Origin of the sequence: Salinibacter grassmerensis (assembly GCF_947077765.1) — a bacterium.
In the GTDB taxonomy this organism is placed as follows: domain Bacteria; phylum Bacteroidota; class Rhodothermia; order Rhodothermales; family Salinibacteraceae; genus Salinibacter; species Salinibacter grassmerensis.
The window spans coordinates 13,891-26,488 of sequence record NZ_CAMTTF010000007.1 but is presented as its reverse complement, the minus strand read 5'-3'; the positions used below and the strand labels follow the sequence as shown (position 1 = coordinate 26,488).

The 12,598-nt window shown below is 64.4% G+C and carries 11 protein-coding genes; 6 read left to right on the top strand and 5 right to left on the bottom strand.

The annotated features are described in order from the left end of the window. Positions 1–156 precede the first annotated feature (156 nt). Positions 157–1,386, top strand: a complete 1,230-nt coding sequence (gene xseA, locus OJB03_RS13200) for an exodeoxyribonuclease VII large subunit (RefSeq protein ID WP_263788217.1) — start codon at positions 157–159, stop codon at positions 1,384–1,386. Between the two features lie 288 nt (positions 1,387–1,674). After that, positions 1,675–2,751, top strand: coding sequence for a YjbQ family protein (locus OJB03_RS13195; protein WP_263788214.1), 1,077 nt, complete (start codon positions 1,675–1,677; stop codon positions 2,749–2,751). 9 nt (positions 2,752–2,760) lie between these two features. On the opposite strand, the gene OJB03_RS13190 is transcribed toward OJB03_RS13195, so the two are convergent. Then, positions 2,761–3,534, bottom strand: coding sequence for an SDR family NAD(P)-dependent oxidoreductase (locus tag OJB03_RS13190; RefSeq protein WP_263788211.1), 774 nt, complete (start codon positions 3,532–3,534; stop codon positions 2,761–2,763). Between the two features lie 177 nt (positions 3,535–3,711). Here OJB03_RS13190 and xseB point away from each other — a divergent pair, with 177 nt between their 5' ends. Next, a complete protein-coding gene (xseB, locus tag OJB03_RS13185) occupies positions 3,712–3,915 on the top strand; it encodes an exodeoxyribonuclease VII small subunit (RefSeq protein WP_263788210.1) in 204 nt (67 codons plus the stop codon). A gap of 110 nt (positions 3,916–4,025) precedes the next feature. Here xseB and OJB03_RS13180 read toward each other — a convergent pair whose 3' ends face one another. After that, positions 4,026–4,472 (bottom strand): PEGA domain-containing protein, encoded by a 447-nt coding sequence (locus tag OJB03_RS13180; RefSeq protein ID WP_263788208.1) that lies wholly within the window; start codon positions 4,470–4,472, stop codon positions 4,026–4,028. A 1,041-nt stretch (positions 4,473–5,513) separates the two neighbouring features. Between OJB03_RS13180 and OJB03_RS13175 the strand changes: the two genes are divergently transcribed. Continuing rightward, positions 5,514–5,708, top strand: a complete 195-nt coding sequence (locus tag OJB03_RS13175) for a type II toxin-antitoxin system Phd/YefM family antitoxin (RefSeq protein ID WP_263788207.1) — start codon at positions 5,514–5,516, stop codon at positions 5,706–5,708. A 50-nt stretch (positions 5,709–5,758) separates the two neighbouring features. Here OJB03_RS13175 and OJB03_RS13170 read toward each other — a convergent pair whose 3' ends face one another. Then, the gene (locus OJB03_RS13170) at positions 5,759–6,358 is read right to left on the bottom strand and encodes a biotin transporter BioY (RefSeq protein ID WP_263788206.1); all 600 of its coding nucleotides are present in this window, start codon (positions 6,356–6,358) and stop codon (positions 5,759–5,761) included. Positions 6,359–6,639: 281 nt separating this feature from the next. On the opposite strand from OJB03_RS13170, the gene OJB03_RS13165 reads away from it, so the two are divergent. Continuing rightward, positions 6,640–6,903 carry a phosphoribosyl-ATP diphosphatase gene (locus OJB03_RS13165; RefSeq protein ID WP_263788205.1) on the top strand — a complete coding sequence of 88 codons (264 nt, stop codon included), beginning with the start codon at positions 6,640–6,642 and terminating at the stop codon, positions 6,901–6,903. A gap of 117 nt (positions 6,904–7,020) precedes the next feature. Further along, positions 7,021–7,872, top strand: a complete 852-nt coding sequence (gene hisG / locus OJB03_RS13160; protein ID WP_263788204.1) for an ATP phosphoribosyltransferase — start codon at positions 7,021–7,023, stop codon at positions 7,870–7,872. 27 nt (positions 7,873–7,899) lie between these two features. On the opposite strand, the gene OJB03_RS13155 is transcribed toward hisG, so the two are convergent. Further along, the gene (locus OJB03_RS13155; protein ID WP_263788203.1) at positions 7,900–9,249 is read right to left on the bottom strand and encodes a TolC family protein; all 1,350 of its coding nucleotides are present in this window, start codon (positions 9,247–9,249) and stop codon (positions 7,900–7,902) included. Between the two features lie 109 nt (positions 9,250–9,358). Beyond that, entirely contained in the window at positions 9,359–12,499 is a 3,141-nt protein-coding gene (locus tag OJB03_RS13150; protein ID WP_263788202.1) for an efflux RND transporter permease subunit, read from the bottom strand. Between the last annotated feature and the right edge of the window lie 99 nt (positions 12,500–12,598).

Genomic DNA, 12,598 nt, shown 5'->3' with positions numbered 1-12,598 from the left:
CCGGAAGCCCCTGCGTTCAAAAACCTCTCACGTAACATTTCCCTCATCGGGGCGATCGGACTGAATCTCTCCGCCCCGTCCCCACATTCCTCCATGAGCCGCTACGCTCCGGCTTCCACGATCTACTTTGTTTTCCCGCAGCCGTTCTCGTAACCGATGTCCCCCACGAACAACACTGCCGACGACTCCGTGCTCAGCGTCGCCGAACTGACACGGGGACTCAGCGACCTGGTCGAAGATCATTATGACGACGTATGGGTGGAGGGGGAGCTGTCCGATTTCACGCGGGCCGCATCCGGCCACTGCTATTTTAGCCTGAAGGGGGAGGACGCGCAGATCCGCTGCGTGATGTGGAAGCACCTCACGCAGTACGTCTACTTCGAGCCCGAGGAGGGCATGCAGGTTCGCGTAAACGGCCACGCCTCCGTCTACGAGCGGCGGGGCGACCTGCAGATTCAGGCGCAGGCGATGCGGGAGGCGGGCAAGGGAGCGCGGCAGAAGGCGTTCGAGGAGCTTAAGCAGAAGCTGCAGGCGGAAGGGCTCTTCGCCCCCGAGCGCAAGCAGGCGCTGCCCGCTTTTCCCGATACCATCGGCGTCGTCACGTCGGGCCAGGGGGCGGCGGTCCACGACATCCAGTCGGGGCTGGCACGCCGGTTTCCACCGGCCGAGGTGGTGCTGTGCCCGGTAAAGGTGCAGGGCCTCGATGCCCCCCAAGCCATCGCCGACGCGGTGGCGGCCTTCAACGACCTGCCCGCCGGCGATGCTCAGCGGCCCGACCTGCTAATTGTGGGACGGGGCGGTGGCTCCACCGAAGACCTGTGGGCGTTCAACGAGGAAGTGGTGGCACGGGCGCTCGACGCGTCCGGCCTGCCGGTCGTGAGCGCCGTGGGGCACGAGTCGGACGTGACCATCGCCGACCTCGTGGCCGACGAACGGGCCGCCACGCCGTCCACGGCGGCCGAGCTCGTGGTGCCGGACCGACGAGACGTGGCCGAGCGCGTCCATGCCCTCCACGACCGTCTCCACTCTCGGGTCACGGGCCGCCTCCAAACCGCCCGTCAGCACGTCGACGCGCTCGTGTCGTCGCGGGCCTTCCACACCCCAACCCGCCACCTGGAGCAACACCGACAACGCCTCGACACCCTCGTGGACCGCCTGGAGCGCGGCGGCGTCCGAGCCGTCGATCAGGCTCGTCGTCGTGTCACTCGTCTCCGCGACCGCCTGCAGGCCCTCGACCCCGAGCAGCCCCTGCGCCGAGGCTACGTGCACCTCACCCAGGACGGCACGTCCGTCCAATCGGCCGAGTCGCTCCAGGACGGCGACCGCGTGCGCCTGCACTTCCAAGACGGGCACCGCGACGCCGAGGTGCTTCCGCACGACGAGTAGCCGTGGCGGTCCGTCTCTGCACGTGCCCGGACCGTCGGCAACACGTCCGACTGCCCCACCCAAGATGTCACGGCATCGTAAAGTCGAGGTCCCAGGTCCCGCCTGCACGAGACGATTGCGGGCAGACAGCACGAGGCCTTGACCAGGAACCGCCCTGTTTGTAGGCTGTACATCCGACCGCTCTACGCTGGGGACCGTTATTCTCTCCTCCGACGACGGCCCGGCACGCCCACCGCCTTCTCGCCTCTCTGCTCCACGGCCGGCCCGACTGTCAACGTCCTGCGATCTATGGCCTCGGATCCGACCCAACTTACGATTCAGTTCCAGCCGGAGCAGCGCGTGGACGTCATTGACGTAAATCAGCACGTGGAGGAGGAGGCTGAAGGGTTCTTGCGCGACCACGAACAGGCCCTCTACTGCTCGTACCACACGACGGCCGGCTACCTGGAGGAAACCATTTGCAACCGGCTTGACCAGTGTCAGGACCAGGTACACGAGTTCTTAGATCCATTCCAGGAGCTCTTTCCGTACGGAGCCGACTACCAGCATGACCAACTCCACCTTCGGAAGGAGCTGAGCCCCAAACAGCGCCGCACGGAGCCCCGCAACGCCGACTCCCATCTCACATTCATCGGCTCGGGGCTCGAAAACTGTGTCACGTACCCCAGCACGCCCGCCCGACCGGTCTTCTTCATTGACCTCGACGGGGTGAACAAAGACAACCAGGACCGCCGCGAGCGCCGCACGACGGTCATTGGGTACGACAACGAACGGATCGTCGACCAGACGGAGCTCGAGGTCCCGGTCTCCGACCACTCCATCGATTCGGTGAGCCTGCGCGACCCTCGGCTCGGCGTCTTCAAGAAGCTCCACGAGCGATTGGCCGCACACGGGGTCAGCACAGGCCGCGTCCATCTCGAGTTGATTCCCGAGGAGAAGCATGTGGGGCTCACGGTCAACGAGTACGAAACCCTCCTCATGAAGCACGACCTGGTGGAGGTGCTCCAGGACCCACTTCAGTTCATGGCGCGGAAGGGCCGCAACATGCTCCGCGACCCCGGCGCCATCCCCAATAAGGCCAAAAACTATGCGAAGTACGACCTCGTCCGGCTCGTCAACAAGGTGGTGGACACGCTGGGCCTGAGCGAGTCTCTAATCGAGCGCATCATCGATAAGTGTCTCGCGGTGCCGGCCGAGCGGTTCCTACGAATGAAGCGGTCGGTCAGCCTGCTCGTGACCGAGGACGAGGCCAACGGCGAAGGGACGATTGAGCAGGGCCGCTACCAAAGTCCCATCCTCGTGCAGTGGCGCACCTCCGAGCCGCAGACCCGTCGCGTCCGGGCCACCCTCACCCGCTTCGAGTAGCTGCCGATCCTAGATCAGCGACTGGCTCTGGCCGCCATCTACGTTGATACAGGCGCCGGTGATGAGGCTGGCTCGCTCGGAGCAGAGGAACGTGACGGCGTCGGCCACCTCCGTGGCGCGCCCAAACCGCTCGATCGCGATGTTCTCCTCGACGAACTGCTCCATCTCCTCCGGGTTCTCCTTCACACGCCGGTCCCAGCTGCCGCCCGGGAAGCGGATGGACCCCGGTGCCACGCTGTTGACGCGGATCTCGGGGGCAAGGTCTTGTGCCATCACCTTGCTTACACTGATGAGGGCCGACTTGGTGGTGTTGTAGAGGGACAATCCTGCGCCGCCCAACTCCCGCCCGAAGATGGATGAGATGTAGCAGATCGAAGCGCCCTCTACCTCCCGCATGTGCGGGACGGCTGCCCGGCTCACGCGGACGTGTGACATGAAGTTCAGGTTCATCAGGTCCTCCCAGTCGTCGTCGGACAGCTCCTCGAAGCTCCCCCGTCGGTTGCCGCCCACGTTGCCCACGTACGTATCGATGCGTCCAAATCGGTCGTAGGTCTCCTCAACGAGGCGCTCCGGCTCCCCTGCCTCCGTCACGTCCATGGGCAGAGCAAGTACCTCCGCCCCCTCGTCCCGAACCTCTTCTGCGGCCCCTTCAAGGTCCGAGGCGGTGCGTGCACAGATGGCCACGTCGCATCCCTCGCGGGCGAGGGCCTGCGCAATGTATTTGCCGATGCCGCGGCTCGCGCCGGTGACGATGGCGGTTCGATCCTGAAGTCCGAGGTCCATGACGGAAAAGGAAATTGTGCGGGAAAAGAGCTATGCCCACCGGATAGGATAGACACCGCCACGGTCCCCGTCCATCTCTTTCTCCCGAACCGACCAGGCTTTCAATACATTTGGACAGGGATCCTTTCTTGATTCTTTCGTCTTCCCGCTCGCACCACCGTACCATTCCAGCGCCCTATGCCCGACGCGTCCGATCCCACCGAGCGCACGTTCGAAGACACCCTGGACCGCCTCGAAGACATTGTTGACACTCTCGAAGACGACGCCCCCTCGCTAGACGAGGCCCTCGACGCCTATGAAGAGGGGGTGGCCCTGGCCAACGAATGCCTGGACCGACTCGACGAGGCCGAGCAGCGCGTGAGCGAACTGTCGATTGACTAGCCCTGCCGATGCGTTTCCGTTCTGAGGACGCCCGGGCACGAGCGTCAGGCCCGAAGCGCCCCCCGACGCCCTTGTTCTCCGCATGAGGGCGAGGCTGTCCAGCGCACGCGCTACAGGGCTCCTCCTCCCTCCTCGTCGGGCATGGGTGGGTCAACCGCGCTTGAGTCTACGGGCTGCAGCTCGGGCGCCACAGTGCCGGGGTCAAGGGAGTAGAGCGCCCCGGTGGAGGCGTCCACGAGAAGGCCCGGAACGAAAAAGTTTAGCAGGTTGACCGTGGCCCAGAGGCTGCGTCCCGGACGGAGGGTGGTGTGGTGGGGCTCGTACCCTTCCTGGTAGATGCTGATGGAGTACTCGCGGTTCCGCTCCAGAACCGTCGTCGTGGGCGTCTCCCCCACAGGGCGGCCGTTCACCTCGACCTCCGCCTCGGAGGGTGTAGACTCCACCACAACCTCTTGCGAGGAGCCGTGAATAAGAGTGGCGCATCCTACCATTCCCATGGATGCAAGGACGAGAAGGCACCGCACGGTGCCGGAAGCAAACGAAGTCGGTGGGGGCATGAGGTGGCGGTTTCTTCGGGGGAGAGCTACCCAGTACCACTGAACAAATATTATGCCCGTCTCGGTACGGCCGAGCATCTTTCAGACGCCCAATCGGTCGGCTGCGCCGCTTAGAGCGTCATCGTCGTGTGGTACTCGGCGGCCTGCCGCACTTCGTCGTCGCCCTCACCGAACAGGGCCACGGCGCGAGGCGCGACGCCTACATGCCTCCAGCCTTCACACAAGGCTTGTAAATCACAGCTCCATCGAGGGCATCCTTCGCACGAGGTTCTTCGGGGACGGCGTTCACAGCCGTCAGTTCTGGCATCCCGAGCTTGACGAGATCGACGTAGTCAGAGGCACCGAGATAGGTGCCACGCTGTCCGTAAGGCTGCGGGCCCACTCTCATGAGTGGTAGTGCGACCGTCGTGCCATTGCCTCGCCCAATCGTAGTGAGGACGTGTCCGAAGGGATTCCAACCGGGAGATATGGGATCATATAAGATCAGGGTTGGAGGCCCGCATCGGTGGTCGAACCCCGAACACCAGGCCCATTCTGGGTACCCGCGTTCCGGTGCTGGCCTGGGTGTGGGCAAATCAGTCACCGGGCACCGAGCGTTCGTTGAATAGATACACTCGTGTCGTTTGGTCGGCGGGTTTGACAAGGGAGACCCGTCATCGCAGAAAGAAGAAGCAGCTCTCGTTGCTTAACTCGCCCCCTTCATGCCGGTTGAGAAGGACTCACGCCTACCGGCTCCATCCTCTGGAAGTGGCGTGTGTGACAAGAGTGACCAACGGCTTAGACGTGAGTGGGGGATGCGTACATTATAACATTCCCAAAAGTCTCTCTTCGCACTTCCACGATGACCGACGCATTCTCCGTTCTTTTTCCAACCCATCTTTTTTCTTCTCTGGTCGGGGATCTTTTGCAAAGTAGTGAAGTAGTTTCTGCTAGAATAGCGGGATAGACTTTGCATCTTCAACCAACAGACATCCATGTGGGTCTGTATTTGCGCTCCCGCTTTCCTGTATCACCACCTCTCATACAAACTCCTTCCCACCAATGTACAATACTGAAGGCGTAGACGCCGTCGCGACCATCACCGAGTTGCGGTCGGAGACCTCCGATCTCATTGAGCAGGTCCAGTCGACGAACAACGGCGTGCTTATTCAGAAAAACAACGAGCCACACGCCGTGCTCATCTCATGGGACGTTTACAAGGCCATCAAGGAGCAGGTTGACCTCAGCGACCTGTAGGGACGCGGAGGTCTTGTCCGCGCCGGTCTCCCCCCACCCCGGCTCAGGCATCACCCCTCGTCACGGGCCAGGTACCGCGTCCCGTTGTAAAGAAGGCCGACGCCAATCACCTTCACCAAGTCGATCACCGCAAAGCGAAGGAAGCCCTTGTCGATTGACTCCATCCAGGTGCCATGGCCCGCCGCGTAGTGCAGCCACACGACGCCGCACACGAAGACGAGCCCGGCCCCAACCATCGAGGCAAGCGTGCTCCCCGAAAACGCCTTCCACCGCTTCGAGAGGGCCCCAATCACTGCCGCGGCGAACGGATAGGACAGCAGGTATCCGGACGTGGCGACCCCGAAGAGGTAGCTAGTGCCGTGTCCGTCCCCGACGAACACCGGCAGAAAGAGACCCAGTCCCAGGTACAGTGCCTGCGCAAGTAGTCCATTGCGCCACCCGAGGTACAGCCCACTGGCGTAGACCGCCGCCGTCTGCAGGGTAATGGGCACCTCCCAGAGATAGACCCGGAAATTCACCTGTGCCGCGGCAGCCGTCAGCAGGGCAAAGCCAACTACCCCAGCCACCTGAAGAAGCGCAGACGCCCGCTCCTCACGGAGCGTATCGACGAGGGCCGTGTACGAGGACCGGAGCGATAGCAGATTGGACATGGGTGCGGTGGAATAAGCTTATCAATTGAGAAAAGTTCTATGGCCAAGAAGTATACCAAATCAGGCCGACAACCCCCAAGTCCACCGAATTCCCCTTCCCGAATTTTTACGGTCGTGCACCTTTCGGGCAGTCCTTCCCACGACCACAGCGTTACGGCCTCCGTCGGCGATTTAGGACACAGACGGCCCTGAATTCTTCGCCAATCACTCATCACGTCGTTTCCGAGGGCAGGCCCGTCCCATATTCTATCGTTGATGTCCTCTCCCGACTCTCTCACGCTATGAAACGCTTTGAGGAACTGTTTGCCGAACTCGCCGACAAGGTCGACCGACAGGACCCGGACTCGGGGACCGTCCAGGCGGTGCAGGAGGGACGCCACGCCATTGGCAAGAAGGTGATCGAGGAGGCCGGAGAGGTGTGGATGGCCGCCGAACACGAAAGCCCCGACCGCACCGCCGAGGAGATTTCTCAGCTCCTTTACCACCTGCAGGTTCTCATGATTGCCTGCGACCTCGACCTTGAAGACGTCTACGAACACTTGTGACACCGGAGCGCACGGTGTCGATCGGGTACGCAGGCGCCTCGGTGCGCTGCCCTGCACCCCCTGTGTAGCGCAGGCCCCGGACGACAAGCCATTTTCATCCATTAAGCGACTTTTCTAATGCTACAAATCGCTCTCCCCAACAAAGGCGCCCTCGCGGACGGCGCCGTGACCCTGGCCGACGAGGCCGGCTACAACTGTCGCCGCCGCGGCCGCGAACTCTCTGTGCGCGACCCCGACTACGGCGTCGAGTTCGTCTTTCTGCGGCCCCGCGACATCGCAACGTACGTGAGCAGGGGCATCATCGACCTGGGCGTAACAGGCCTTGACCTCACCTACGACAGCGGGGCCGACGTGACCCGCGTCCTGGACCTCGGATTTGGTGCGGCCCAATTCTGCTACGCTGCGCCGAAGTCCAGTACCCTGACGCCCGACGACTTCACCGCCGATACGCGCATCGCCACGTCCTACGACACCCTCGTGCGCCGCGACCTCGAGAAGCGGGGCGTGGACGCTCGCGTGATCTCGCTGGACGGGGCCGTCGAGATTTCGATTCAACTCGGGGTCGCCGACGTGATCGCCGACGTGGTCCAGACCGGCCGCACCATTGACGAGGCCGGGCTCATGACGATCGGCGATTCCATCCTGGACACGGAGGCCGTGCTGGTCGCCCAGAATGGACACACGATGGAGAAGGACGCCGCACAGCACTTCGCGGAGCGGGTGAAGGGCATCATCGTGGCCCGGGAGTACGTGGTCGTGGAGTACGACCTGCCGAAAGAAAATCTCCCCCAGGCCCGCGAGATCACCCCGGGCATCGAGTCCCCCACCGTCTCGCCCCTCAACAAAGACGGATGGGTGGCCGTGAAGGCGATGATCGCACGCGACGCGGTGAATGAGGTAATGGACGACCTCACCGAACTGGACGCCCGGGGCATCATTGTCACCGACATCCGCACCTGCCGGATGTGACTTCTCCGTTCGGGGCCCGGTACGTTCCTAGTACCGGTCGAGCAGCTGGCCGCTGAGGCGGAGGAGCTCGACCTCCGCCTGCTTCGCCTCGAACTGCACCGTCAGGAGCCGGCTCTCGGCCTGGATGAACTGCTCCTGCACCTCGCGGAGCTCAATGCTCGTGATGGTGCCCTGCTCAAACTGCTCCAGGGCCACGTCCACGTTCGCCCGCACGGCCTTCAGGGTCTGCCGTTCGAGGTCCACGAGCCGGAGGCGGTTCTGATACCGCTCGTACGCGTTCGTAAGCTCGGTGACGAGCCGCGACCGTACGTCTTCCACGGCGAGGCGGGCGTTGGTGGCGCGAACCTCGGCGTTCTGGGTGCGGCGCCACCGGTTCAGCCCGTCGAAGAGATCGAGCGTGAGCGAGACCCCGTAGGTAAACTCTGTGCTCGTGTTCTCCTGCACAAAGCCGCTCTCGGCGTTGAGCTGCGAGTAGCTGAGGCCCGCCGTCAGGTCGACCGTGGGGAAAAAGTCGGCCCGCAGCTCCCGCTGCTCGGCCCGGGCTGCCTGCAAGGCCTCTCGGGCCTGGGCCAGGGCGGGACTCTCCTGGAGCGCCGTCTGCTGGGTGGCCGTATACTGCAGGCTCGTGTCCACCTCAATTGCGGATGCGACCGCGTACCGGGTGGAGGCGTCCTCGGGGCGGGCCAGAAGCTGGTTAAGCTGGCTCTTCGCGTTGGTGAGGGCCACCGCCTGCCGCAGGGCCTCCGTCGAGTCGGCATTGAGGTCCACGCGCGCCCGGCGCACCTCCAGGTCGGAGGCCGACCCGAGGTCCCGCCGAAGCTCCACGATGCGCAGCCGCTCGCGGGAGATGGACACAGCCTCCCGCAGCGCCTCAAGCCGTCGCTGCTGCCGTGCTACATCGTAGTAGCCCTCGATGACATCGGCCACCAGGGTTTCCACCTGCTCTTCGGTCGCGGCCGCCTGCCGGTCGCGCTCCGCCCCGAGGCGGTCGTACGTCGCGAAGGGCCGCAGGCCGTCGAATACGGTCCACCGCAGGTCCGCCCCGGCCCCGGACCGTGTCGACTTCGCCCCGTCTGTGCTCTGCGTCTCGCCGGACAGAAAGACCTGCTCCGAGTTGGAGCGGGTTTCTGAGTAGTTGGCCTGTCCCGAGAGGGTGGGCAGGAAGCCGGCATTCCCGAGCGAGACGTTGTTCTCGGCGATATCCGTCTCGCGACGCGCAATGCGGGCCTGTCGGTTGTCGTCGAGCGCCCGCCGGACCGCGTCGGCCAGCCGGAGGGTGTCCCGCGGCGCGGACGACTGGGCAGACGCGAGCGAGGGCCCGAGGACGACTCCAAGCAGTAGACACAGAGCCGGGACGGACGTAAAACGAGGGATCATGGGCGAGGATCTTGAGACGTGTAACGCGTGATGTGCGTGGCGGACATCGTGTTGCGCCGGTTACGGGACCGGGTGCCGATCTGACCGCAACACGTGAGAGGGACCCCGTCTACGACGCCATCTGCTGCTGGGCCGCCGCCTCCTCGTCGGGCAGCCCATCCCCACCGGCCCCGCCGTCGCCCACCAGTACGGGGCCGGCGTCCTCGCTCGTGAGGTAGGTGTACGTGGCAGGGATGACGTAGAGCGAGAGAAAGGTGCCCACGAGGAGCCCGCCAATCACAGCCACCCCCATCGGGATGCGGCTCTCCGCCCCCGCCCCCAGTGCCAGCGCAATCGGCAGCACACCGAGGATCGTGGAGAGGGCGGTCATGAGGATGGGCCGGAAGCGCACCGCCGCCGCCTCTTCGATCGCCTCCCGGATTGACAGGCCCGCGGCCTTGCGTTGGTTCGCAAACTCGACGATGAGAATGCCATTCTTCGCCACCAGCCCGATCAGCATCACCATGCCGATCTGGCTGAAGATGTTGATCGTTTGGTTGAAGTACCAGAGGAACAGCATCGCCCCCGCCAGGGCCAGCGGCACGGTAAAGAGAATGACGAGCGGGTCGCGGAAGCTCTCGAACTGGGCCGCCAGGACGAGGTAGATCAGGACGAGCGCCAGACCGAAGACGTAGACCAGCTGGTTCGACGTCTCCTGGAAGTCGCGCGACTGGCCGGTGAGGGTGGTCGAGAACGCCGGACCGAGCACATCGTCCGCCACGCGGTCCATGGCGCCGATGCCGTCCTCAATTGTGTTGCCGGGCGCCGGGCGCGCGCTGACCGTGGCGGACATGTAACGGTTGAAGCGGAAGATCTGGGGCGGCGTGGCCTGCTCGCTCACCGACACGAGGTTGTCGAGCGGCACCGGCTCTCCACTCGCGGACCGCACGTAGAGGCTCGTCAGGTCCACCGGCTCGTCGCGGTCCTCCTCGTCGACCGTCGCGAGGATCTGGCGCTGCTCCCCGTCCCGCACAAAGTAGCCCACCCGCTGCTCCGCGAGGGCCAGCTGCAGCGTCTGCGCCACGTCGAGCGGGGAGACGCCGATGTTGTCGGCCCGGTTGCGGTCGATCTCCACCTGCAACTCCGGCTTGTTGAACTTCAGGTTCACGTCCACGACGCCCAGCTCCTCCTGTTGGCGCGCCCGCTCCAGGAAGGTCGGCAGCGCCTCGCGGAGGTTCTCGACGCTGGAGGTCTGCAGCACGTACTGGACGGGCAGCCCGCCGCCCCCACCGCCCACCGAGATGGTCGGCTCCTGCGAGACGAAGGTGCGCGCCCCCTCCAGCCCCCCAAGCGCTGCCTGCAGGCTGTCGGCGTACTGCATCTGCGAGACGTCCCGCTCGGAGGGCGGCACGAGGCGCGTGAACATGAACGCCGAGTTGACCGAGCTGGCCGCCCCGAAGCCCGGCGAGGTGACCGAGATGGTGGACCGCTGGTGCTCGGCCGGGACGGTCTCGTTCAACGCCTCGTACATCCGGTCGACGTACTGGCTCATGTAGTCGTAGGTCGCCCCCTCCCGGGCCGTCGCGTTCATGCGCACGAGGCTCCGGTCCTCCAGCGGGGCCAGCTCCTGCGGCAGCGTAAAGTAGAAGGACGTGATGACGACGCCACACCCGGCCATGATGACGAACGCCGCCCAGCGGTACTCCATGAACGCCTCCAGCGAGCGGCGGTAGGCGTCGGTCAGGGACTCGAAGACCGGCTCCGTCTTGCGGTAGATCCACGGCTTTTCGTCCCGCTGCTTCAACAGGCGCGTCGACAGCATCGGCGTGAGCGTGAGCGCCACGAACGAGGAGAAGGCCACCGCCCCGGCGATCACCATCCCGAACTCCTGGAAGAGCTGGCCGGTGAGCCCCCCCATGAAAATGATGGGCGCGAAGATAATCACCAGCGACACGGAGGTCGCCACGACCGCAAAGAAAATCTCACGCGTGCCCTCTAAGCCCGCGACCATCGTGTCCTTTCCCTCCTCGATCTTCGCGTAGATGTTCTCCAACACCACAATCGCGTCGTCCACCACCAGCCCAATGGCCAGGACGAGCGCGAGCAGCGTGAGCACGTTGATCGAGAAGCCCATCGCGTACATCACGAAGAACGACCCGGTCAGCGCGATCGGCACCACGATGAGCGGGATGATTGTAGAGCGCCAGTCGCGGAGGAAGAGGAAAATGATCAACACCACGAGGAGGAACGCGATGACGATCGTCTGCTGCACCTCGCTAATGCTGGCGCGGATGGGCTCGGTGTTGTCGAAGCCGATGCCGAGCTCCAGGTCGCTCGGGAGCTCCGCCTCGATGTTGTCGACCCGGCGGTAGAACTCGTCGACAATGTCGATGTAGTTTGCCCCCGGGAGGGGCCGCAGCACGACCCCCACCATGGGCACATTGTCACGCTGCAGGAGCGTCCGCTCGTTGAGCGGCGCAATGTCGGCCTTCCCCACGTCCTCCAGCCGAACAGTCTGCCCGCCGGGGCTCTGCTTGAGGATGAGCGAGCGAAAGTCCTCGACGGTTTCGAGGCGGCTCTTCGTCCGCACCGTCAACTCGATTGTCTCGCCCTCGATGCGGCCCGACGGCAACTCGACGTTCGACCGGTCCAGCGCCTGGCGCACGTCGAGCGGCGTCAGGTCGTAGGCCGCCAGCTGCTGCGGATCGAGCTCCAGACGCATCGAATAGGTCTTCTCGCCCCAAATGTCGACACGGCTCACCCCCTCGATCGTCTGAAGGCGTTCTTTGAAGCGTTTGTCCGCGATCTCAGTCAGCTCCATCAGGCTCCGCGTCCCCGACTCGATGTTCAGAAACACGATCGGCGGGGCGCTGGCGTCGGACTTCGACACGCTGGGCGGCTCGGCGTCGGGCGGGAGCTGTTGCTGAGCACGGCTGACGCGATCGCGCACGTCATTGGCCGCCCGTTCCAGATCGGCCCCCAGGTCAAACTCGACGGTCACGGTGGACTGCCCCCCGCGGCTGACGGACTCGATGGTGCGGATGCCGTCGATCCCGTTGATCTGTTCCTCCAGCGGCTCCGTGATCTGCGAGTCGATGACGTCGGCGTTGGCGCCCCGGTACTGGGTGCTCACGCTGATGATGGGCGGGTCGACGGCCGGGTACTCGCGCACGCCCAGAAAGTAAAACCCCACCGCCCCAAAAATCATGATGAGCAGCGCAAAGACCGTCGAGAGGACGGGCCGCCGGATGCTGAGGGAGTAGAGGCTCATGGATTGTGAAGCGGAGCGGGCGGATGAGCGTTCGGGGATGGAAACGAGCACGTGTGCTGGGGCGCTGAGGGGCCCGGCACAGGATGGCGTGGTCGACGA